This window comes from Streptomyces sp. NBC_01618, from assembly GCF_045209435.1.
Taxonomy (GTDB): Bacteria; Actinomycetota; Actinomycetes; order Streptomycetales; family Streptomycetaceae; genus Streptomyces.
The window spans coordinates 6,021,606-6,044,430 of record NZ_CP109297.1; the positions used below are offsets into that span (position 1 = coordinate 6,021,606).

Annotated in this window: 18 protein-coding genes; 14 read left to right on the forward strand and 4 right to left on the reverse strand. The window is 70.2% G+C overall.

Features of this window, described 5'->3' with window-relative positions:
• Nucleotides 1-195 precede the first annotated feature (195 nt).
• The 7 genes from OH735_RS27960 (at nucleotide 196) to OH735_RS27990 (ending at nucleotide 8,253) form a co-directional block, all read left to right on the forward strand.
• A complete protein-coding gene (locus OH735_RS27960) occupies nucleotides 196-870 on the forward strand; it encodes a two-component system response regulator (RefSeq protein WP_406384381.1) in 675 nt (224 codons plus the stop codon).
• A gap of 294 nt (nucleotides 871-1,164) precedes the next feature.
• The gene (locus OH735_RS27965) at nucleotides 1,165-3,948 is read left to right on the forward strand and encodes a DNA translocase FtsK (RefSeq protein WP_406384383.1); all 2,784 of its coding nucleotides are present in this window, start codon (nucleotides 1,165-1,167) and stop codon (nucleotides 3,946-3,948) included.
• Nucleotides 3,949-4,151: 203 nt separating this feature from the next.
• Nucleotides 4,152-4,952: a helix-turn-helix domain-containing protein gene (locus OH735_RS27970; protein WP_406384384.1), complete on the forward strand. Its 801-nt coding sequence runs from the start codon at nucleotides 4,152-4,154 to the stop codon at nucleotides 4,950-4,952.
• Nucleotides 4,953-5,107: 155 nt separating this feature from the next.
• On the forward strand, nucleotides 5,108-6,586 hold the full coding sequence (rimO, locus tag OH735_RS27975; RefSeq protein ID WP_406384385.1) for a 30S ribosomal protein S12 methylthiotransferase RimO: 1,479 nt from the start codon (nucleotides 5,108-5,110) through the stop codon (nucleotides 6,584-6,586).
• Nucleotides 6,583-7,254: a CDP-diacylglycerol--glycerol-3-phosphate 3-phosphatidyltransferase gene (gene pgsA, locus OH735_RS27980; RefSeq protein WP_406384386.1), complete on the forward strand. Its 672-nt coding sequence runs from the start codon at nucleotides 6,583-6,585 to the stop codon at nucleotides 7,252-7,254. Before rimO ends, pgsA begins: the two co-directional genes overlap by 4 nt.
• Nucleotides 7,251-7,760, forward strand: a complete 510-nt coding sequence (locus tag OH735_RS27985) for a CinA family protein (protein ID WP_406384388.1) — start codon at nucleotides 7,251-7,253, stop codon at nucleotides 7,758-7,760. The genes pgsA and OH735_RS27985 overlap by 4 nt, the downstream gene beginning before the upstream one ends.
• 109 nt (nucleotides 7,761-7,869) lie before the next feature.
• On the forward strand, nucleotides 7,870-8,253 hold the full coding sequence (locus tag OH735_RS27990) for a helix-turn-helix domain-containing protein (RefSeq protein WP_018105285.1): 384 nt from the start codon (nucleotides 7,870-7,872) through the stop codon (nucleotides 8,251-8,253).
• A gap of 942 nt (nucleotides 8,254-9,195) precedes the next feature.
• On the opposite strand, the gene OH735_RS27995 is transcribed toward OH735_RS27990, so the two are convergent.
• The 3 genes from OH735_RS27995 to OH735_RS28005 all read right to left on the reverse strand — a co-directional run bounded on the left by OH735_RS27995 (nucleotide 9,196) and on the right by OH735_RS28005 (nucleotide 15,585).
• The gene (locus OH735_RS27995) at nucleotides 9,196-9,960 is read right to left on the reverse strand and encodes an SDR family NAD(P)-dependent oxidoreductase (RefSeq protein WP_406384389.1); all 765 of its coding nucleotides are present in this window, start codon (nucleotides 9,958-9,960) and stop codon (nucleotides 9,196-9,198) included.
• Between the two features lie 36 nt (nucleotides 9,961-9,996).
• Nucleotides 9,997-10,797 carry a DNA-formamidopyrimidine glycosylase family protein gene (locus OH735_RS28000; protein ID WP_406384391.1) on the reverse strand — a complete coding sequence of 267 codons (801 nt, stop codon included), beginning with the start codon at nucleotides 10,795-10,797 and terminating at the stop codon, nucleotides 9,997-9,999.
• 105 nt (nucleotides 10,798-10,902) lie between these two features.
• Complete coding sequence (locus tag OH735_RS28005; protein WP_406384392.1) at nucleotides 10,903-15,585, reverse strand: DEAD/DEAH box helicase; 4,683 nt, start codon at nucleotides 15,583-15,585, stop codon at nucleotides 10,903-10,905.
• A gap of 91 nt (nucleotides 15,586-15,676) precedes the next feature.
• Between OH735_RS28005 and OH735_RS28010 the strand changes: the two genes are divergently transcribed.
• From OH735_RS28010 to OH735_RS28020, 3 genes are all read left to right on the forward strand, one after another.
• Entirely contained in the window at nucleotides 15,677-16,546 is an 870-nt protein-coding gene (locus tag OH735_RS28010) for an AraC family transcriptional regulator (RefSeq protein WP_406384393.1), read from the forward strand.
• 112 nt (nucleotides 16,547-16,658) lie between these two features.
• Nucleotides 16,659-17,459: an AzlC family ABC transporter permease gene (locus OH735_RS28015; RefSeq protein ID WP_406386771.1), complete on the forward strand. Its 801-nt coding sequence runs from the start codon at nucleotides 16,659-16,661 to the stop codon at nucleotides 17,457-17,459.
• Entirely contained in the window at nucleotides 17,456-17,761 is a 306-nt protein-coding gene (locus tag OH735_RS28020) for an AzlD domain-containing protein (protein WP_406384394.1), read from the forward strand. The genes OH735_RS28015 and OH735_RS28020 overlap by 4 nt, the downstream gene beginning before the upstream one ends.
• 225 nt (nucleotides 17,762-17,986) lie before the next feature.
• Here OH735_RS28020 and OH735_RS28025 read toward each other — a convergent pair whose 3' ends face one another.
• Entirely contained in the window at nucleotides 17,987-18,901 is a 915-nt protein-coding gene (locus OH735_RS28025) for a hypothetical protein (protein ID WP_406384395.1), read from the reverse strand.
• Between the two features lie 79 nt (nucleotides 18,902-18,980).
• Here OH735_RS28025 and OH735_RS28030 point away from each other — a divergent pair, with 79 nt between their 5' ends.
• The 4 genes from OH735_RS28030 to recX all read left to right on the forward strand — a co-directional run bounded on the left by OH735_RS28030 (nucleotide 18,981) and on the right by recX (nucleotide 22,760).
• The gene (locus OH735_RS28030; protein ID WP_406384396.1) at nucleotides 18,981-19,175 is read left to right on the forward strand and encodes a DUF3046 domain-containing protein; all 195 of its coding nucleotides are present in this window, start codon (nucleotides 18,981-18,983) and stop codon (nucleotides 19,173-19,175) included.
• Nucleotides 19,176-19,356: 181 nt separating this feature from the next.
• Nucleotides 19,357-20,529 (forward strand): AI-2E family transporter, encoded by a 1,173-nt coding sequence (locus OH735_RS28035; protein WP_406386772.1) that lies wholly within the window; start codon nucleotides 19,357-19,359, stop codon nucleotides 20,527-20,529.
• 368 nt (nucleotides 20,530-20,897) lie between these two features.
• Nucleotides 20,898-22,025, forward strand: coding sequence for a recombinase RecA (gene recA, locus OH735_RS28040; protein WP_406384397.1), 1,128 nt, complete (start codon nucleotides 20,898-20,900; stop codon nucleotides 22,023-22,025).
• A 3-nt stretch (nucleotides 22,026-22,028) separates the two neighbouring features.
• Nucleotides 22,029-22,760 (forward strand): recombination regulator RecX, encoded by a 732-nt coding sequence (gene recX, locus OH735_RS28045; RefSeq protein WP_406384398.1) that lies wholly within the window; start codon nucleotides 22,029-22,031, stop codon nucleotides 22,758-22,760.
• Nucleotides 22,761-22,825: the final 65 nt, after the last annotated feature.

The following is a 22,825-nucleotide window of genomic DNA, read 5'->3' on the forward strand; positions in this document are numbered from 1 at the left end:
TGTGAGAACGCGCTGTACGGGGAACCTTCTCGTCCCCCGCCGCGTTTCTGCTGTGTGCACAGTGACATCGCGGTGACAGGGTGTGGTGACGGGCGGGGTGCGGCTACCATGACCGGCACAAGGACGGACGGCGTAAGGGAGTCGTCCCCTGGGGCGGCGCCCGGTGCAATTCCGGGGCGAGGAGGGCGGGCCAGGATGCAGAAGGCCAAGATCCTCCTGGTCGATGACCGGCCGGAGAATCTGCTGGCGCTGGAGGCCATCCTCTCTGCGCTCGATCAGACACTGGTACGGGCATCGTCAGGGGAGGAAGCGCTCAAAGCGCTGCTCACGGACGACTTTGCGGTCATTCTGCTGGACGTCCAGATGCCGGGAATGGACGGTTTCGAAACCGCCGCGCACATCAAGCGGCGGGAACGGACGCGGGACATCCCGATCATCTTTCTCACCGCGATCAATCACGGCCCGCATCACACCTTCAGGGGTTACGCGGCGGGCGCGGTGGACTACATCTCGAAGCCGTTCGACCCGTGGGTACTGCGGGCCAAGGTCTCGGTCTTCGTCGAGCTGTACTCGAAGAACTGCAAGCTGCGTGAGCAGGCGGCGCTGCTGCGGCTCCAGCTGGAGGGCGACAGCAACGGCGGCGCGGGCCACGAGAAGGAGCCCGCAGGGCTGCTGGCCGAACTCTCGGCGCGGCTCGCGGCCGTCGAGGAGCAGGCCGAAGCGCTCTCCAAGCAGCTCGACGACGAGTCGGCGGACGCCGCGGCCGTGGCCACCGCCGCCCACTTGGAACGCAAACTGACCGGCCTGCGCCGGGCACTCGACGCACTGGAGCCCGGTACCGGGAGCGGCGCGACGGTGCTTCCCTCGTAACGTCGTACCGCGCGCGACTCCACCACGGGAGCGGTCCCGACGGTCCGACCTCCGGCGGGGTAAGGGTGGTTGCCCGGATCTCGGCCCAACTGTCCCGCTGTCCGTGGCGTTCGGCGGTTTGACGGTTCGTCGGTTTGGTGGGTTCATGTTCTGGCGGCTCGGTGGGCCGGTCAGGGCGTCCGGTGGCGTGGAGGCGTGAGGGCGCGTCAGTTTCCGGCCTCTGTCCAGCGACACGGTCGGGTGAAGCGGCAGGCGCACGTGTTCACGGCCGCCGACACCGGTAACCTCGGCACCATGGCCTCACGTACGTCCGGCAAGGGTTCCCAGGGCACGGCGGGCACCGCGAAGCGCGTCGGCGGTACCGCGGGGCCGGCCAGGAAAGCCGCGCCCGCCAAGAAGAGCGCGCCTGCCAGGAAGACCGCCGCGAAGAAGACCGCGCCCGCGAAGAAGGCCCCCGCCAAGAAGGCGGCCGCGCCCAAACCGGCACCGTCGCCCACCGGCGGTGTGTACCGCCTGGCGCGCGCCGTCTGGCTCGGCGCGGCCCACGCCGTCGGCGCGATGTTCCGCGGCATAGGGCGCGGCGCCAAGGGACTCGACCCAGCACACCGCAAGGACGGAGTCGCACTGCTGCTGCTCGGTCTCGCGCTGGTCGTCGCCGCGGGCACCTGGTCGAATCTGCGCGGCCCCGTCGGCGATCTCGTCGAGATGCTCGTCACCGGAGCCTTCGGCCGGCTCGATCTGCTCGTGCCGATACTGCTCGGCGCCATCGCCGTACGGCTGATCCGCTACCCGGAGAAGCCCGAGGCCAACGGACGCATCGTCATCGGACTCTCCGCCCTCGTCATCGGGGTGCTCGGACAGGTCCACATCGCGTGCGGATCGCCCGGCCGGGGCGACGGCACCACGGCGATGCAGGACGCGGGCGGGCTCATCGGCTGGGCGGCCTCCAAACCGCTGATCTACACCATGGGCGAGGTCCTCGCCGTACCGCTGCTCTTGCTGCTCACTGTCTTCGGGCTGCTCGTCGTCACGGCGACCCCGGTGAACGCCATTCCGCAACGGCTCCGGCTGCTCGGCACCAAGCTGGGCATCCTCGACCCGGTGTACGACCCCGAGGCGGACGAGGAGAACGACGACGAGCGCTACGACGAGCAGTGGCGCGAGGCGCTGCCCGCCCGCTCCCGCCGCTCCTCCGCACGCCGCTTTGAAGCACCCGCGGAGTACGACCCCGACGAGGCGGAGACCGACGCGCTCTCCAAGCGCCGCCGGCCGCGCAGGCCCTCCGTGCAGCCCGCGATGAACCGGACCATGGACGCGGTGGACGTCGCGGCGGCCGCAGCCGCCGCGCTCGACGGGGCCGTGCTCAACGGCATGCCGCCCTCGCCGATCGTCGCCGACCTCACCCAGGGCGTCTCCGTCGAGCGCGAACGCCCGGGCTCGCCGGTGCCGGGCGCCCGGGAGGGCGAGCCCGCCACTGGGGGAGGGAAGCCGGAGAAGGCGGCGGCGCCCTCGGGCGGCGTACCCGATCTGACGAAGCCCGCCCCCGACCGCTCGCAGTCCCAGCCGCTGCCGGCTCGCGCCGAACAGCTGCAGCTGTCCGGCGACATCACCTATGCGCTGCCCTCACTCGACCTGCTGGAACGCGGCGGGCCGGGCAAGACCCGCAGCGCCGCCAACGACGCGATCGTCGCGGCCCTGACGAACGTCTTCACCGAGTTCAAGGTCGACGCCGCCGTCACCGGCTTCACCCGCGGACCGACGGTCACCCGGTACGAGGTGGAGCTCGGCCCCGCGGTGAAGGTCGAGCGGATCACCGCGCTCGCCAAGAACATCGCGTACGCCGTCGCCAGTCCCGACGTCCGGATCATCTCCCCGATCCCGGGCAAGTCGGCGGTCGGCATCGAGATCCCCAACACCGACCGGGAGATGGTCAACCTCGGCGATGTGCTGCGCCTCGCGGACGCCGCCGAGGACGACCACCCGATGCTGGTCGCGCTCGGCAAGGACGTCGAGGGCGGCTATGTGATGGCCAACCTGGCGAAGATGCCGCACGTGCTGGTGGCCGGCGCGACGGGTTCCGGCAAGTCGTCCTGCATCAACTGCCTGATCACCTCGGTCATGGTGCGGGCGACGCCGGACGATGTCCGGATGGTGCTGGTCGACCCCAAGCGGGTCGAGCTGACCGCGTACGAGGGCATCCCGCACCTGATCACGCCGATCATCACCAACCCCAAGCGTGCCGCCGAGGCGCTCCAGTGGGTTGTACGGGAGATGGACCTGCGGTACGACGACCTGGCTGCGTTCGGGTACCGGCACATCGACGACTTCAACCAGGCCGTCCGCAATGGCAAGGTCAAACCGCCGGAGGGCAGCGAGCGCGAGCTCTCGCCGTACCCGTATTTGCTGGTGATCGTCGACGAGCTCGCCGACCTGATGATGGTCGCTCCGCGCGATGTGGAGGACGCCATCGTCCGCATCACCCAACTGGCCCGCGCCGCCGGTATCCACCTTGTGCTCGCGACCCAGCGTCCCTCGGTCGACGTCGTCACCGGCCTGATCAAGGCGAACGTGCCCTCCCGGCTCGCCTTCGCCACGTCCTCGCTGGCCGACAGCCGGGTCATCCTCGACCAGCCAGGCGCCGAGAAGCTCATCGGAAAGGGTGACGGTCTGTTCCTGCCGATGGGCGCCAACAAGCCCACCCGTATGCAGGGCGCCTTCGTCACCGAGGACGAGGTGGCGGCCATCGTCCAGCACTGCAAGGATCAGATGGCGCCGGTCTTCCGCGAGGACGTGGTGGCCGGCACCGCCAAGAAGAAGGAGATCGACGAGGACATCGGCGACGACCTGGATCTGCTCTGCCAGGCCGCCGAGCTGGTCGTCTCCACCCAGTTCGGATCCACCTCGATGCTCCAGCGCAAGCTGCGGGTCGGCTTCGCCAAGGCCGGTCGGCTGATGGACCTGATGGAGTCGCGGAACATCGTCGGGCCGAGCGAGGGATCCAAGGCGCGCGACGTCATGGTGAAACCGGACGAGCTCGACGGGGTGTTGGCACTGATCCGCGGGGAAACCGCTTCGTAGGTGAAGTCGGGCAACCGTTTCGCCGGGTCGTACGTCAAGTTGGAGGGAGGGACGGCAGGATTGTCCTTCCAGGGGTGGCCCGGAACATCGGAAAGCGTTCGAGTCCGATGGCGTACAAAGTCCTTCCTCCCGGTTGCCTCACCCTTTCGTACCCCCCCTAGACTGAATACCCAGCAGGTGGCTCACGCTCGAAAGGCGCCCCCGTGTCCATCGGCAACTCCCCCGAAGACGACCGGCCTTCGATCGGTCGAGTGCTTCAGCAGGCTCGTATCGCCGCAGGTCTCACGGTCGAAGAGATCAGTTCGTCAACCCGGGTGCGCATCCCCATCGTGCACGCGATCGAAGAGGACGACTTCTCCCGCTGTGGCGGCGACGTGTACGCGCGCGGTCATATCCGTACCTTGGCGCGTGCCGTCGGCATCGATCCGGAACCGCTGGTTTCGCAGTACGACGCCGAGCACGGCGGCCGTCCGGCACCCACGCCCGCGGCGCCGCTGTTCGAGGCCGAGAGAATCCGTTCCGAACCCCGTCGGCCCAACTGGACGGCGGCCATGGTCGCGGCGATCGTCGCCGTCGTAGGTTTCGTCGGCTTCACCTTCTTCAAGGGCGGCGACGACGGCCCCTCGACCACACAGGTCGCGGAGGGTTCGACGCCCAATACGAAGAGCCCCGAGCAGAAGACCAGCAAGCCCGTCGATCCCAAGTCGGTGCCTTCCGACGGTGCCATCGCCGCGGCGCCCCGGGACAAGGTGACGGTGAAGCTCAGCGCCAGTCAGGGCAAGAGCTGGATCTCCGCCAAGGACCACAACGGGCGGCTGCTCTTCGACGGCCTGCTCGCCCGGGGCCAGTCCAAGACCTTCCAGGACCAGGAGCGGGTCGACCTCGTCCTGGGCAACGCCGGGGCCATCGAGCTCTTCGTGAACGGCAAGAAGGTCGAGGAGAAGTTCCAGCCCGGTCAGGTCGAGCGGCTCTCGTACACGAAGGGCGACCCGGCGGTCGGCTGACCCGTATACACACATTCCCGAGCGGTACCGGCAGCGGTATCAGCAACACGGCGAGCGCCCGGCGATCTGCCGGGCGCTCGCCGTCTTTGTTACTCGGTGTAACGGTGGAACCCTGCACGCCGGGGCGGGTGCCGGGACAAAGTAGTCTTGAGCCCATGCCCGAACGCCGTACCGTCGCCCTTGTCACTCTTGGCTGCGCCCGTAACGAGGTGGACTCGGAGGAGCTCGCAGGCCGCTTGGCAGCGGACGGCTGGGAGCTCGTCGAGGACGCCTCCGACGCGGACGTCGCCGTCGTCAACACCTGTGGATTCGTCGAGGCCGCTAAGAAGGACTCCGTCGATGCCCTGCTCGAAGCCAATGATCTGAAGGACCACGGCAGAACACAGGCCGTGGTCGCCGTCGGCTGCATGGCCGAGCGTTACGGCAAGGACCTCGCCGAGGCCCTGCCCGAGGCGGACGGCGTTCTCGGATTCGACGACTACGCCGACATCTCCGACCGCCTCCAGACCATCCTCAACGGCGGCATCCACGCCTCGCACACCCCGCGCGACCGCCGAAAGCTGCTGCCGATCAGCCCCGCCGAGCGGCAGGACGCCGCCGTGGCGCTGCCGGGACACGCGCAGGAGGCCGCGCCCGCCCCCGAGGACCTTCCCGAAGGTGTCGCTCCGGTCTCCGGGCCGCGCGCACCGCTGCGCCGCCGGCTGGGCACCAGCCCCGTCGCCTCGGTGAAGCTCGCCTCCGGCTGCGACCGCCGCTGCTCCTTCTGCGCCATCCCGTCCTTCCGCGGCTCCTTCATCTCGCGGCGCCCCTCGGACGTGCTGGGGGAGACCCGCTGGCTGGCCGAGCAGGGCGTGAAGGAAGTCATGCTGGTCTCCGAGAACAACACCTCGTACGGCAAGGACCTCGGCGACATCCGGCTCCTGGAGACGCTGCTGCCGGAGCTCGCCGACGTCGAGGGGATCGAACGGATCCGGGTCAGCTATCTGCAGCCTGCGGAGATGCGGCCGGGCCTCATCGACGTACTGACCTCGACCCCGAAGGTCGCGCCGTACTTCGACCTGTCCTTCCAGCACTCGGCCCCCGGTGTGCTGCGGGCGATGCGCCGCTTCGGAGACACCGACCGCTTCCTGGAACTGCTGGACACCATCCGGGGCAAGGCGCCGCAGGCCGGTGCCCGCTCCAACTTCATCGTGGGCTTCCCCGGCGAGACCGAGGCCGACCTGGCGGAGCTGGAACGCTTCCTCACCGGTGCCCGGCTCGACGCCATCGGCGTCTTCGGCTACTCCGACGAGGAGGGGACAGAGGCGGTCGGCTACGAGAACAAGCTGGACGCCGACGTCATCGCGGAGCGGCTCGCGCACATCTCCCAGCTGGCCGAGGAGCTGACCTCGCAGCGTGCGGAGGAGCGCCTCGGGGAGACCCTTCAGGTGCTGGTCGAGTCCGTCGACTCCACCGAGGACGAGCCTCGGGCGGTGGGGCGCGCGGCGCACCAGGCCCCCGAAACGGACGGCCAGGTGCTGTTCACCGCACGCGAGGGCCTCGTGCCCGGCCGTATGGTCGAGGCAAAGGTGGTGGGGACCGAAGGGGTGGACCTGGTGGCCGAGTGTTCCGAACTTGTGGAGGCGGCCAGATGACGGGAGTCCCGGCATCCGCGGCAGGTGGCTCCGGCGCGAAGCCGGTCCGCGGCGGCAAGCTGGGCACTGCGGCCGTCAACCAGGCCAGCTTGTGGAACATCGCCAATCTGCTCACCATGCTGCGGCTGGTGCTGGTGCCCGGCTTCGTGCTGTTGCTGCTGCACAACGGTGGCTACGACCCGGCCTGGCGGTCGTTCGCCTGGGCCGCGTTCGCCATCGCGATGATCACCGATCTGTTCGACGGTCATCTCGCACGCACATACAACCTGGTCACCGACTTCGGGAAGATCGCCGACCCGATCGCGGACAAGGCGATCATGGGTGCGGCGCTGGTCTCCCTGTCGTATCTCGGTGATCTGCCCTGGTGGGTCACGGGCGTGATCCTCTTCCGCGAGATCGGCATCACGCTGATGCGGTTCTGGGTGATACGGCATGCGGTGATTCCGGCCAGTCGCGGCGGGAAGATGAAGACTCTGGCGCAGGGGACGGCCGTCGGGATGTACGTCCTGGCACTGACCGGTCCACTTGCCACCCTGCGCTTCTGGGTGATGGCGGTGGCTGTGGTGCTGACGGTCGTCACCGGGCTCGACTATGTGCGCCAGGCTGTCGTGCTGCGGCGCAAGGGGCTCGCGGCGGAGCGGGCCGCTGCTGCGGAGGTCGAGCGGTGACGGCCGCGGCCCGGGTGCTGGAGCTGCTCGTGGAGCGCGGTGAGACTCTTGCCGTTGCCGAGTCACTGACCGGCGGTCTGGTCGCGGCGGAGCTGACGTCCGTACCAGGTGCTTCGCACTCCTTCCGCGGGTCTGTGACGGCGTACGCAACGCCCTTGAAGCGCGAATTGCTGGGTGTGGACGGCGCCCTGCTGGCGGCGCGCGGCGCGGTCGATCCCGATGTGGCGCGGCAGATGGCGACAGGTGTGCGCCGCGTTCTCGGGGCAGACTGGGGATTGGCCACCACGGGGGTCGCCGGCCCCGAGCCGCAGGACGGCAAGCCCGTGGGCACCGTCTATGTTGCGGTGGCCGGGCCGGACGGCGCGGAGAATGTGACTGCGTTGCGGTTGAACGGCGGGCGCGCGGACATCCGTAGTGAGAGTGTACGGAGCGTACTCGCACTGCTCTGTGCCGAACTCGGCAAGAATGCAAGGGCACAGGATACGGAACGGAACGGGGGGAATTGATGTTTGCAGCCCTGAGTGAACACGACATCGCTCCCCGCACGGCCGCGGCGCAAGGCGGTACGGTGGGGCGTGAAGGATGCGGCTACGCGGTCCGAGGAGGGAGCCACCGATGATTCTGCTCCGTCGCCTGCTTGGTGACGTGCTGCGTCGGCAGCGCCAGCGCCAAGGCCGTACTCTGCGCGAAGTCTCCTCGTCCGCCCGAGTCTCGCTCGGCTATCTCTCCGAGGTGGAGCGGGGGCAGAAGGAGGCATCCTCCGAACTGCTCTCCGCCATTTGCGACGCGCTTGACGTACGGATGTCCGAGCTCATGCGTGAAGTGAGCGATGAGCTGTCGCTGGCCGAACTGGCCGAGTCGGCAGCAGCCAGCGATCCGGTGCCAGTGCCGGTACGCCCCATGCTCAATTCCGTCTCCGTGACGTCGGTGGCAGGTGTGCCGACGGGACGGGTGACCATCAAGGCGCCTGCGGAAGCGGTGGATGTGGTCGCCGCCTGACCCTCGCGGTCCGGTGTGAAGCGGAAGCCCCGGTCGGCCCCTCAGCGGGTGGCCGGGGCTTTTGCGTGCCCTGGTTGTGCTCCGGATGTACTCCGGTGCGTGCTCTGGAAGGGGGCACGGTCCGTTCTGGATGCGGCCCGGGAGTGTCTGGGCGAGACTGCGAACAAGAGGCCCGGATCAGGAGGTCAGGAGGTCAGGAGGATCGCGGTGGTCCGACACGGTTCCGGGTGGTCCGACACGGTTCCGGGTGGTCCGACACCGTACGGCCTTGCATGATCTGAGGTGGGTTCGCATGGTCCGAGGTGGTTTCACACGGCCCGAGGTGGCCTTGCACGGTCGGAGATGGTCCGACAACAGCCTGTCGTGACTCACCTGAAGTCTCTTGAGCGGCCTGATGCGGGCCGCACTGTCCTGTACCGGGGTGCCCGAGTGCCTCTGGCTCAGGCGGAGCCGTGATCCGGAGCAAGCCCGGATCTGTCAGGTGGAGAGCGCACAACGGTCTGCGGCTGCGCATTGCGCGCCGGTGGTGCACCGGTGCGCCCTCCCGCCGGGCGAGCACGCCGGACTAGGTTCGGCCGGAGGAGGCAGCCATGGTACGGCGATGGGTGCCGGCGCTTGTTCTCGGCGGGGTGTGGTGGTGGGCCGTGCTGCGGCTCGTGCTGGAACCGGCCCATGCGGGGCTTGTCGAGGGCGCGGTGGCGGCGGGCGGATGGGGGCTGAGTCTCCTGCCCGTGCATGTCGCCGCGACCACTGGGCCGACGGGGGCGAGCGGGGCGGATGGGGATGCGGGGGCGGGGCGGTGGTCTGTTCCGGCGTTGCGGTGTGCGGGTTGGTGGTCCGGGGCCGGGAGGCGGTGGCTGGGGCGGTGGTTCGCTCTCGGGATGCTGCGCGTGAGCCGGTGGTCCGCCGTCCTGATGCCGTACGTGGGCCGGGTCCGGGCTACTACCAGGGCATGGATACGCCGCCGTTCGGGCGGAGGATCTGGCCGGTCATGAAGGCCGAGGCATCGGAAGCGAGATGGAGCACGGTGTGGGCGATGTCTTCGGGCTCGCCGACCCGGCCGAGCGGGGACATCCGCGCCATCGTGGTCTCTGCCCGGTGTTGCCGGTCCGCGTCGTGGCGGGCAGTCATGGGCGTACGGATCCAGCCAGGAGCGATGGCGTTGACGCGGATGGAACGCGGTCCCAACTCGGCCGCGAGGGTCTTCGTCAACTGGACGACCGCCGCTTTGGCCGTGCTGTAGCAGAGCAGTCCCGGGCTCGCGGCGTCGACCGCTCCCGAGGCCATGGTGATCAGTGAGCCGGGTGCGCCGCGCGCGATCATGGTGCGGGCCACTTCCTGACAGGCGTACAAGACGCCCTTGAAATTGACGGAGAGCACGCGATCGAGATCGTCGTCCGTGGTCTCCAGGACGCTGCTCGTGTGCATGATTCCGGCGATGGCGGCCAGGATGTCGAGGTCGCCCGCGGCGGCCACCGCAGCCCCGACCTGACCGCGGTCGGTGACATCAAGGGTGTGGACGTGGGACGTTCCACCCGCTTCGGCGATCAGGTCCCGGGTCTCCAACAGGCCCTTCTCGTCGCGGTCCGCGCAGTGAACGGTCGCGCCCGCCGCCGCGAGCAGGACGGCGCTCGCGCGGCCGATGCCGCCCGCGGCGCCGGTGATGAACGCGGAGCGGCCGGTGAGGTCGTACGCGGTGAGGGACATGACCGGACGGTACGACCGGATCTGACGAACCGTCAACTAGCTTGTGGGGCCCGATTGGCAGCGCGGACACCAGTAGGCCGGGCGCTCGTCCTGGTCCGCTGTGCGGATGGGCGTGCCGCAGCGCAGGCAGGGACGGTTGGCCCTGCCGTATACCCAGAGCCGTTCGCTCGGGCCGTATCTGCGGGGCACGGCGCCGGTGGTCGTGCGCATCGGGCGGTCGCGGTTGGCTTCGAGGAGCTGCTTGGCCGTGGTGATGAGGCGCGCGACGGTGGGGGAGGCCAGGTCGCCGACGGGCAGCCAGGGGGTGGCGCGGGCGAGGAAGCACAGCTCGGCCTTGTAGATGTTGCCGATTCCGGCCAGATTGCGCTGGTCCAGGAGGGCTTCGCCGAGGGGGCGGGCGGGGTCGCTGAGCAGATTGTGCAGAGCGGTGTCGGCGTTCCAGTCGGGGCCCAGCAGATCGGGGCCCAGATGGCCGACCGCCTGCTCCTCGTCCCGGGTGCGGAGGAGTTCGAGGACGGGGAGCCGGTAGCCGACGGCCGTGTGCTTTGCGTTGGCGAGGACGGCGCGGATCTGGTGTGCGGGGCCGCCGCGCCAGCGCTCACCCGGGGCGTAGACGCGCCAGGCGCCCTCCATCTGCAGATGGCTGTGGAGGGTCAGGCCGCCCTCGATGCGGGTGAGGAGGTGCTTGCCGCGCGAGATGACGTCCAGAACCGTCCGGCCGGTGAGGTCGGCGGTGGCGAAACGGGGTACGCGCAGGTCGGAGCGGGTGAGGACCCGGCTCGAGAGTGCGCTGTGCAGACGATTGGCGGTCTGCCGGACGGTGTCTCCCTCGGGCATGCCTCCATGATGGGGGGTTGGGTGGGGAGTGTGGGTGGTGGGCGTGGGTGGTGCGGCGTGGTGTGGTGGTGCGGTGCGGTGTACGGGGGCCGGGCGCGTTGGTGGTCAGGCGCGTAGACGGAGTCCCCTCGGGGTGGCCAGGAAGCCGGCCGCTTCCAGCGTGCGGCCGAGCGGGGAGGTCAGGGACGAGGCGCCGTTGGTGCGCTCCACCGTGACCGTACCGAGTGCTCCCGCGCGGGCGGCTGTCGCCAGGGCCCCGGCCGCCGCGAGGAGCGCCGGGTCCTCCGGGTCGGTGGGCCACGCCACCAGCGTCTTGCCGCCGCGCTCCATGTACATCGCCAGTTCGCCGTCGACCAGCACCACCAGTGCGCCCGCTTTGCGGCCGGGTTTGTGCCCGGCGCCGTCCGGCGGCTCCGGCCAGGGCAGCGCCGCACCATAGGCGTTGGCCGGGTCCGCAGCCGCGAGGACCAGGGCATGGGGTGCGGCGCCCGGTTCCGTACGGTCGCGGGCGGTGGACGTGGCACGCAGCCGGTCCACTGCGCCGTCCATCGCGAACTGCGCCGCTCCCAGGCCCTCGACGACGTAGCCGCGCCGGGCCTGCCCGTTGTCCTCGAAGGCGGAGAGGACGCGGTACGTGGCGGAGAAGCCGCCCTCGACGCCCTCGGCCTGGACCGCACCGCGGGTCACCACCCCGTGGCGGTCGAGGAGCGTGCGCGCCAGGGCGTGCGCGCGGTGCGTGGGGTCGGGTTCGGTGGCGGGCAGCAGGGACCAGCGGCCCGAGACGGTGGGCGGGCCGGTGCGGGACGCGGGCCGGGCGGCGGCGGTGAGCGAGCCGTAACGCCCTCGCGGAACGCTCCGCTTGGCGCGGTGGGCGGTCGACCCTGCCGTGCGCCCGGATCCGAGGAGTGAACGCAGCGGGGCGAGCGTGTCATTGGTGAGTCGGCCGGACCAGGCCAGGTCCCAGACGGCATCGGCCAGTTGTGGATCGGTGCAGTCAGGGTGCGTGGTGGCACGGACCTGGTCGGCGATCTGCCGGAAGAAGAGTCCGTACCCGCCGCTCAGGGCCGTCAGGACGGATTCGTGCAACGCGCTGAGTTCGAGCGGGTGCGGGGGCGGGAGGAGCAGGGGCGCGCTGTCGGCGAGGTAGAGGGACAGCCAGCCGTCCTTGCCGGGCAGGGCACCCGCGCCGGCCCAGACGACCTCGCCGGTGGTCGTCAGCTCGTCCAGCAACGCGGGGGTGTAGCCGGTGACCCGGCCGGGCAGGATCAGTTTCTCCAGGGCCGAGGCCGGGACCGGCGCCCCCTGCAACTGTTCGATGGCGCGGGCCAGTCCGTCGATTCCGCGCAGGCTGTTGTTGCCCATGTGCTGCCACTGGGGAAGGAAACCGGCGAGGGCGGCGGGCGGCACCGGCTCCAGCTCATGGCGGAGCGCGGCGAGGGAACGGCGGCGCAGCCGGCGCAGCACGGTGGCGTCGCACCACTCCTGGCCGATGCCGGCGGGGTGGAACTCGCCCTGGACGAGCCGACCGGTCGCGGCGAGCCGCTGCAGTGCCCCGTCCGTGACAGCGGTGCCGAGGCCGAAACGGCCGGCGGCCTCGGTGGAGGTGAACGGGCCGTGCGTACGGGCGTATCGCGCGAGGAGGTCGCCGAGGGGGTCCTTCACCGGTTCGGTGAACGCCTCGGGGACGCCGACCGGGAGGGCGGTGCCCAGCGCGTCGCGCAGCCGTCCCGCGTCCTCGATCGCGGCCCAGTGGTCCGCTCCGCCGATCCGGACCCGGATGGCGCGGCGGGTGGCGGACAGCTCCGAAGCCCAGGGCGGCCGGGCGCCGCGCGCGACCAACTCCCGTTCGGTGAGCGGTCCGAGAACCCGGAGAAGATCCGCGACCCCTTCGACGTCCTTGATCCGGCGGTCCTCGGTCAGCCACTGGAGTTCCTGTTCCAGCTCGGACAGGACGTCGGCGTCGAGCAGCTCGCGCAGTTCTGCCTGGCCGAGGAGCTCGGCCAGCAGGTGGGAGTCGAGGGAGAGAGCGGCGGCCCGCCGCTCGGCGAGGGGCGAGTCACCCTCGTACAGGAACTGGGCGACGTAGCCGAACAGGAGGGAGCGGGCGAAGGGCGAGGGCTCCGGCGTGGTCACCTCGACCAGCCGGACGCGGCGTGCTTCGAGGTCGCCCATGAGTTCCGCGAGCCCCGGGACGTCGAAGACGTCCTGGAGGCACTCGCGGACCGCTTCCAGGACGATCGGGAACGAGCCGAACTCGGATGCGACCTGGAGAAGTTGAGCGGCGCGCTGGCGCTGCTGCCAGAGCGGGGTGCGTTTCCCGGGGCTGCGCCGGGGCAGCAGCAGGGCGCGCGCCGCGCACTCGCGGAACCGGGAGGCGAACAGGGCTGAACCGCCCACCTGGTCGGTGACGATCTGACTGATCTCGCCCTGGTCGAACGTCACATCCGCGGCGCCGACGGGTGGTTGCCCGCTGTCGTACGAGGTGCCCGGCAGCGGTGCCGGATCCTGGGCGGGGTCCTGCGCCGGATCGAAGTCCAGGAGGTCCAGGCCCATCAGATCGGCGTCGGGCAGCCGCAGCACTATGCCGTCGTCGGCATGCATCACCTGGGCGTCCATGCCGTACCGCTCGGCGAGGCGGGCGTTCAGTGCCAGCGCCCACGGGGCGTGCACCTGTGCGCCGAACGGGGAGTGGACGACGACGCGCCAGTCACCCAGCTCGTCACGGAAACGCTCGACGAGGATGGTCCGGTCGTCCGGCACGTGACCGCAGGCGCGGCGCTGTTCGTCGATGTACGACAGGGTGTTGTCGGCGGCCCAGGTGTCGAGCCCCGCGGCGAGCAGACGCTGTCGGGCGTCCTCCGGCGACAGCCCGCCGATCTCGCGGAGGAACGCACCCAGCGCACGCCCCAGCTCCAGTGGACGGCCCAGTTGGTCGCCCTTCCAGAACGGCAGCCGGCCGGGAACCCCGGGTGCGGGCGACACCAGGACCCGGTCGCGGGTGATGTTCTCGATCCGCCAGGACGTGGTGCCCAGCGTGAAGACGTCGCCGACCCGGGACTCGTACACCATCTCCTCGTCCAGCTCACCTACCCGGCCGCCGCCCTTCTTGGGGTCGGCGCCGGCGAGGAAGACCCCGAAGAGCCCGCGGTCGGGGATGGTGCCCCCGGATGTGACGGCGAGCCGCTGGGCGCCGGGGCGGCCCGTGACCGTACCGGCCACGCGGTCCCAGACCACACGCGGGCGCAGCTCGGCGAAGGCGTCGGACGGATATCGGCCGGCGAGCATGTCGAGCACGGCGGTGAACGCCGACTCGGGCAGGGAGGCGAAGGGGGCCGCGCGGCGGGTCACGGCCAGCAGATCGTCCACCTGCCAGCTGTCCAGGGCGACCATGGCGACGAGCTGCTGGGCCAGCACATCGAGAGGGTTGGACGGGATCCGGAGCGCCTCGATGGAGCCCTCGCGCATCCGCTCGGTGACCACGGCCGCCTGCACCAGATCGCCCCGGTACTTCGGAAAGACCACTCCGGTGGAGACCGCACCGACCTGGTGCCCGGCCCGGCCGACCCGTTGCAGCCCGGAGGCCACCGACGGCGGCGACTCGACCTGGACCACCAGGTCGACCGCCCCCATGTCGATGCCCAGCTCCAGACTGGAGGTGGCGACCACGGCGGGCAGCCGCCCCGCCTTGAGGTCCTCCTCGACCTGGGCGCGCTGCTCCTTGGAGACCGAACCGTGGTGGGCGCGGGCGAGCAGCGCGGGGGCGCCCTTCGCCGAGCCCGACTGGGCCATGATCTCGGCCGGGGAGTGTGCCTCCGGCAGCGACGGGTCGGAGGTGTGCTCGTCGAGCACGGTGCCGGTGGCCCGCTCGTACGCGATCTCGTTGAGCCGGTTGCACAGCCGCTCCGCGAGGCGGCGGGAGTTGGCGAAGACGATGGTGGAGCGGTGCTCCTGGATGAGATCGACGATGCGTTCCTCGACATGGGGCCAGATCGACGGCTTGTCCGCCTGGCCTGCCTGGTCGGGGTCGGTGGCGGGGGATCCGCCGAGCTCGCCCAGATCCTCAACCGGCACGACCACCGACAGGTCGAACTGCTTGGTGGACGGCGGCTGGACGATCTCCACCTTCCGCTGCGGCGAGAGGAAGCGCGCCACCTCGTCGACCGGCCGGACCGTCGCCGACAGGCCGATCCGTCGTGCGGGGCGGGGCAGCAGTTCGTCGAGACGCTCCAGCGATACGGCGAGGTGGGCGCCCCGCTTCGTACCCGCCACGGCATGCACTTCGTCGAGAATCACCGTCTCGATGCCGGACAGTGCTTCCCTGGCCGATGAGGTCAGCATCAGGAACAGTGATTCGGGTGTGGTGATCAGGATGTCCGGCGGCCGGGTCGCCATCGAGCGGCGCTCGGCGGGCGGGGTGTCGCCGGAGCGGATTCCCACCCGGACCTCGGGCTCGGGCAGTCCCAGACGCACCGACTCCTGGCGGATGCCGGTCAGTGGTGAGCGGAGGTTACGCTCGACGTCGACCGCGAGGGCCTTGAGGGGCGAGACGTAGAGCACGCGGCAGCGCCTCTTCGCCTCGGCGGGCGGCGGGACGGACGCCAGCCCGTCCAGCGCGGCGAGGAACGCGGCCAGGGTCTTGCCGGAACCGGTCGGCGCGACGACCAGCACGTCCGAACCCTCGCCGATGGCGCGCCAGGCGCCTTCCTGCGCGGCCGTGGGTGCGCTGAAGGCACCCGCGAACCAGCTGCGGGTCGCAGGGGAGAACGAGTCGAGCGCAGAGCCGGCCATGTCCCCCATCGTGCACCCCACCACTGACAACGGCCGTGACGGCCGGTGGAGACCGGCGGCGACCACGTTCCGGAGCTGCGAGAATTCGGCCATGGTGGCCATACCGGAGTCGGGATCGGGGGAGTGGGCGAGGCACTGGCAGCACGCGGAGCTGCCCGACCTCGACCTGCTGCGTGCCCGGTACGTTCGCCACACCTTTCCGCGCCACAGCCACGAGGGCTATGTCTTCGGCACCATCACCCGCGGGGTGGAGGACGTCGGGCTGCCGGGAGGCACCGTCCACGCGGGCCCCGGCGACGTCGTCATGATCAATCCGGAGGTGCCGCACACCGCCCGCGCGGGGGTTCCCGAGGGCTGGGTGTACGCCACGCTGTACCCGTCCGCGCGGGTGATCAACGACATCGCGGCGGATACGACGAGTCTGCGTGGCACGGTCGGTTTCACCGAGACCAGCGTCGTGGACCCGTACGCGGCCCGGCTGATCGGCGAGGTCCATAGGGCCGCCGAGGAGGGCAACGCACTCGCCGCCGACACCGTCCTGCGGGTCATGGTCGCGCGGCTGCTCAGCCGGCACGGCAGTGTGCTCAGCCTCCGGGAGCCCCGCTCGGCGGGTGCACGGGACGCGGCGCGGGCCCGCGCGGTACTGGAGGGCAGCCTCGCGCAGCCGCCCACGCTGGACGCGTTGGCCGCGGAACTCGGCACCAGCCCGTTCGCGCTGCTGAGGGCCTTCAAGAAGCAGTACGGGATGCCGCCGCACGCCTGGCTCACCGATGCCCGGGTGCGGGCCGCACGACGGATGCTCGATGCGGGGACGGCGCCCGCTGAGGCGGCCGCCGAGGTCGGTTTCACCGATCAGCCGCATCTCAATCGTCACTTCACCCGGATCGTGGGAGTGCCGCCGGGCGCGTACCAGCGCGAACGTGCAAGAACGTACAAGACCGGTCGGGATCTGCTCACGTAGCGTTCCGGTCGTGGCAGAACAGATAACACTCCCAGAGGGCGTCGGCGAAGCGGCCGGCGCACCCGACGGCAGCACGACCGTCCCCGCAGTGCGGCAGGAAGCGGCAGAAACAATGTCGGAGGCTGCCGGGGCGACATCGGACGAGGCCGCGGCGAAGTCGGGGGCCGGCACTGAGAAGTCGGACGCGGCCGTCGTGCGCGACGCGCTCGGTGTCGGTATAGCCGTCGGGCTTTCCGGCTTCGCCTTCGGCGTGACCTCGGCCGGCTCCGGACTGAGCCTGTTGCAGACCTGTGTGCTCAGCCTCGCCGTCTTCACCGGCGCCTCGCAGTTCGCCCTCGTCGGCGCTCTCGCGGCGGGCGGCAATCCGTACACCGCGGCTGCCGGGGCCTTCTTCCTCGGCGTACGCAACTCGTTCTACGGCCTGCGGCTCTCACAGCTCCTCGCGCTTCCGCGCGCACTCCGTCCCTTCGCCGCCCAGTGGGTCATCGACGAGACCACCGCCGTGACACTGCCGCAGCCCACCCGGCGGGCCGCGCGGATCGGTTTCGCCGTCACCGGGCTCACCCTCTACGTGCTGTGGAACCTGACCACGCTGCTGGGGGCCCTCGGCGCCAAGGCGCTCGGCGACACCGACGCCTGGGGCCTGGACGCGGCGTCGCCCGCGGTCTTCCTCGCCCTGCTCGCGCCGATGCTGAAGAGCACCACGGAGCGCATCACCGCCGGAATCGCGGTCCTGCTCGCGCTCGGACTGCTGCCCGTACTGCCCGCAGGCGTCCCCGTCCTGGTGTCCGCGCTCGCCGCACCCGCTGTTCTGTTTCTGAGCGGACGCCGGAAGGGAACGCACCGGGACGCGGAGACGAGCCGGGACGCGGAAACGAGTCGGTGTACGGCCGCGACGGAGGAGAACCGATGAACATCTGGATCGCCATCGGACTGACCGCCATTGGCTGTTACCTCGCCAAACTGATCGGCCTGCTGGTGCCGGACGGTGTGCTGGAACGCCCGCTCGCTCAGCGACTTGCCGCGCTCCTGCCCGTGGCGCTCCTGGCCGCTCTCACCGCCCAGCAGACATTCGGCGACGGCCAGCACCTGGTGCTGGACGCCAGGGGCGCGGGGCTGGCAGCGGCGGCGCTCGCACTGGTCCTGCGCGCGCCCTTCCTCGTGGTCGTCGGGGCCGCCGTGCTCGTCACAGCAGGGGTACGCGCCCTCGGTTAGACTCCGCTGAGGTCCGTCTGAGGCACGTCTGAGGTCCCTCTGTGCGACGTGAACAGATCCCGTCGGCCGGCTCAGTGCACTGCGAGGCCCATCGGCGCGGCCTCGGCCACGTCCAGCCGTGCCTGCGGTTGATCCAGGCGTTGTAGCCCGCCGTGCTGACACCGGCACCGACACCGACACCGACATGGGCAGGGATACGGGCATGGACGCGGAAGGCGCACGTTCTCAGTCCACGCTGCGTCCATGGGCCCGCAGCGTCAGGAGCGCCTTGAGCGTCACGATGGGCCGCCCTTCCAGCGCCGTCCCCGGCGCCCACTGCCGCCAGGTCACCGGCCAACCGCCGTCCGCCTGCTGCTCGGCCGCGAGATGGTCGAGCGAGCGGGCCAGCTCCTCGTCGGTGAACCAGTTGCGGGCGAGCGAATCGGGTGTGCGGGCGTAGTCGTACGGGAAGTGCTGCTCACCCGGTGCGTATCCGGCAGCCACCGGGTACTCCGCGCGCCGCTCCGGATCCAGCACGGCGAGCCGCTGCTCCCGCACCAGCCGCCCGAGCCGGTCGGCCGCCGCCTCCGCACGGGCCCGGTCGGGGGCGCCGTCCAGGAAGGCGAGCGCCGCCTCGATCTCGTACGGATGCGACCGCTCCAGGGCGTCGACCGCCGCCCAGCAGAAGTCGGTCGCCCGGAACAGCCAGGCATGCCACACCGCGTTGCGGTGCAGGAGCCCGACGACGGGACCGGTGGCCAACAGTTCCGCTGGCGGGTCGTCGACGATCGGGATGAACGGTGCGGCCGGATAGCCGCGCTGTGACGGCAGGAGAGCGGGCAGCGCCCCCTCCTTCGTGGACACCTCGGTCAGGAAGCGGCAGATCCGCTCCACCCGCGGCCCGTCGCAGCGGCCGATGGAGTCGAGGACACTGAGCGCGTGGGCGGTGTGCAGTGGCTGACTTACGGGGCCACGCAGATCGGGTTCTAGAGCATGCCCGTATCCGCCGTCCTCATTCAGATAGGCGGCGAGTGCGGTCTCCACGGCGTCCGCACTTCCTTTCAGGAAGTGATGCGCGAACCGCCGCTGTTCTAGGACACGGGCCGTGAGCCAGATGAACTGCTCGGCACGGTTGAGGGGACTTGCTCCGGTTCCAGCCATGGACCGACCGTAGGGCGGTAAGCGCTCTCGGCAGGACGTAGCGGCCCGGCTGCACTCTCAGGAGCGGGATACTGAGGTCATGCGGTTGACGATTTTCTGGGAACGGATGGCGGACCACTTCGGCGCGGGGTACTCCGATTCCTTCGCGCGCGATCATGTGATGGCCGAGCTCGGCGGGCAGACGGTGCACCAGGCGCTGGCCACCGGCTGGGACGCCAAGGACGTCTGGCGAGCAGTCTGCACGGCAGTCGACATCCCCGCAGACAAGCGCTGACCCCCGGCTCGTCAGCGGCCGGACCTGTGCTGTTGTCCGGGGCGGGCGGCTGCTTGTCACAGCCGTAGGCGAGACTGGAGCGGTGTCACCGACAGACGAGACAGACCAGACCCGGACGCCGCTCACCCAGCCCACCCCGGCCGCCCCGTCGGCCGCGCCGTCCGGCACCGGGCCTGCCCGAATGCCGGCCTGGCTGCCGCGCGCGATGGTGCTCGCACTGGCGCTCTACGCCTGTTTCAGGCTCGGCAGCTGGGCGTTCGACCAGCTCATCGCGCTGCTGATCAACGTGCTGATCGCGTTCTTCCTGGCGCTCGCCATCGAGCCCGCGGTGAGCCGGATGTCGGCGCGCGGCATGCGCCGCGGCCTCGCCACCTTCCTGGTCTTCCTCGTGGTGTTGATAGCCGCAGCCGGTTTCGTCGTGCTGCTCGGCTCGATGCTCGCGGGCCAGATCGTCGACATGGTCGAGGAGTTCCCGAAGTATCTGGACTCGGTGATCAACTGGGTCAACCAGAACTTCCACACCGAGCTCTCCCGGGTCGAGGTACAGGACAGTCTGCTGCACTCCGACTGGCTGCAGAAGTACGTCCAGAACAGTGCGACGGGAGTGCTCGCCATCTCCACCACTGTGCTCGGCGGGCTGTTCCGTCTCCTGACGATCTTCCTGTTCTCGTTCTACTTCGCCGCCGACGGCCCCCGGCTGCGGCGGGCCCTGTGTTCCGTACTGCCGCCCGCCAGACAGGCCGAGGTGCTGCGGGCCTGGGAGATCGCGGTCGACAAGACGGGTGGCTACCTCTACTCGCGCACCCTGATGGCACTCATCTCCGGGATCGCGCACTACATCCTGCTGGTGATCCTCGGCGTGCCGTACGCGCCCGCGCTCGCCATCTGGGTCGGCCTGGTCTCCCAGTTCATCCCCACGATAGGTACGTACCTTGCGGGCGCACTGCCGATGCTGATCGCGTTCACCGTCGACCCCTGGTACGCGCTATGGGTGCTCGGCTTCGTCGTGATCTACCAGCAGTTCGAGAACTATGCGCTGCAGCCCAAGCTCACCTCCAAGACCGTCGACATCCATCCGGCGGTCGCCTTCGGATCGGTGATTGCGGGTACGGCGTTCATGGGCGCCGTGGGAGCGCTGATCGCGATCCCGGCCGTCGCCACGCTCCAGGCGTTCCTCGTCGCCTACGTGAAGCGGTACGACGTGACGGACGACCCGCGGGTGCACGGCCGCCACCAGCAGCGTGGCGAGTCGGCGTTCGCTCGGCTGCGCCGGTCCTGGCGGACCGACGAGAGCAGTGGGGCCCGCGGCGGACAGGGCAGGACTCCTGAGCCGGAGACTCCGGAACGCGCCTGACCACCTCACCGGTGGGGTCGCCTCGGCGACAGCCCATCACGCCGGCGGGCCGCCCGGGTCCTGGATCTGTGGACGGACCTGTTCCCCTCCGCGCCGCCGCCGCAGTGGCCCTCTCATCCCCTCTCAGGTCGCAGGGGCATGCCGGTCGCAGGGGCGTGCCGGTTCGGAATCCTTCAGGGTCGACCGGCCCGGCACGGTGCGCTTGACAGCAAAATCGAACATCTATTCTCATGGGATCCTGGCCGGGTTTTCCCGGGCCCGACCGTGGAGTTGTCCACAGGCCGGGAGGACGTCGAGGCCCATTGTCAGTGGCAGGGGTTAGCGTCTTTGACGTGAAGCGATCGACTCAAGCAAATCGGGTGGAACCCATGGCAGGAACCGACCGCGAGAAGGCGTTGGACGCCGCACTCGCACAGATTGAACGGCAATTCGGCAAGGGCGCGGTGATGCGCCTCGGTGAGCGGCCGAACGAGCCCATTGAGGTGATCCCCACCGGGTCGACTGCCCTCGACGTGGCCCTCGGCGTCGGCGGCCTGCCGCGCGGCCGTGTGGTGGAGGTCTACGGACCGGAGTCCTCCGGTAAGACGACTCTGACGCTGCACGCCGTGGCGAACGCGCAGAAGCTCGGCGGTTCGGTGGCCTTCATCGACGCGGAGCACGCCCTCGATCCCGAGTACGCGAAGAAGCTCGGCGTCGACATCGACAGCCTCATCCTGTCCCAGCCGGACAACGGTGAGCAGGCGCTCGAAATCGTGGACATGCTGGTCCGCTCCGGCGCCCTCGACCTGATCGTCATCGACTCCGTCGCGGCGCTCGTGCCGCGCGCGGAGATCGAGGGCGAGATGGGCGACTCGCACGTGGGTCTGCAGGCCCGCCTGATGAGCCAGGCACTCCGCAAGATCACCAGCGCGCTCAACCAGTCCAAGACCACCGCGATCTTCATCAACCAGCTCCGCGAGAAGATCGGTGTGATGTTCGGCTCGCCGGAGACCACGACCGGTGGCCGGGCGCTCAAGTTCTACGCCTCGGTGCGCCTCGACATCCGCCGGATCGAGACGCTGAAGGACGGCACCGACGCCGTCGGAAACCGCACCCGCGTCAAGGTCGTGAAGAACAAGGTCGCGCCGCCCTTCAAGCAGGCCGAGTTCGACATCCTCTATGGCCAGGGCATCAGCCGCGAGGGCGGTCTGATCGACATGGGCGTGGAGCACGGCTTCGTCCGCAAGGCGGGCGCCTGGTACACGTACGAGGGCGACCAGCTCGGCCAGGGCAAGGAGAACGCTCGCAACTTCCTCAAGGACAACCCCGATCTCGCCAATGAGATCGAGAAGAAGATCCTTGAGAAGCTGGGCGTCGGAGTCAGGCCGGATGCCGATGCCACCGAGGCCGGTGCGGATGCGGCGGGTGGCGCCATGGCTGCGGCCGACAGCGCGAAGTCGGTGCCCGCTCCGGCCGGCAAGAGCAAGCCGGCCAAGGCCGCGGCGGCCAAGAGCTAGACCGTGACGCGTCGTACGGAGTGGCCGGTCAGCGCCGACGAACATGGCGCCGGTCCCGGTCCCGAATTCGTCGCCGGACACACGGCCGGGTCCGAGGGCGCGTACGAGCCGGAGGCCGGTGGGCCCGGTCACGGCGGCTCGGACGCCGGATTCGGCGAGGGGGCGGGTGGTCGTGCCCGTTCCCGCTCCAGGAGCAGCGGCTCCCCTTTCTCGTCGAGGGCCGAGAAGGGGGAGCCGCGAGACCCGGTCGAGCAGGCGCGCAACATCTGCCTGCGGCTGCTCACCGGGACACCGCGCACCCGAAAGCAGCTCGCGGACGCCCTGCGCAAGCGGGAGATCCCGGATGAGGCGGCCGAAGAAGTGCTGTCGCGCTTCGAGGACGTCGGGCTGATCGACGACGCCGCTTTCGCGGACGCCTGGGTGGAGTCCCGGCATCACGGCCGAGGGCTGGCCCGCCGCGCTCTCGTCCGTGAGCTGCGCACCAAGGGGGTGGACTCCGCAGTGATCGACGAGGCTGTCGGGCAGCTCGACTCCGATCAGGAGGAGGCGACCGCCCGCGAGCTGGTCGCGCGCAAGCTGCGGTCCACGCGCGGCCTGGACCGCGACAAGCGGCTGCGCCGCCTCGCGGGCATGCTCGCCCGCAAGGGGTACGGGGAGGGAATGGCCCTGCGCGTGGTGCGGCGGGCGCTGGAAGAGGAGGGCGAGGACACGGAAGGCCTGGACGTCCCCTTCTGACCGGCGGTTCCGACGGACGCTCGCGCGGGGTGGCGGACGCATGGGGTGGCGTTCGTGCGAGAGGC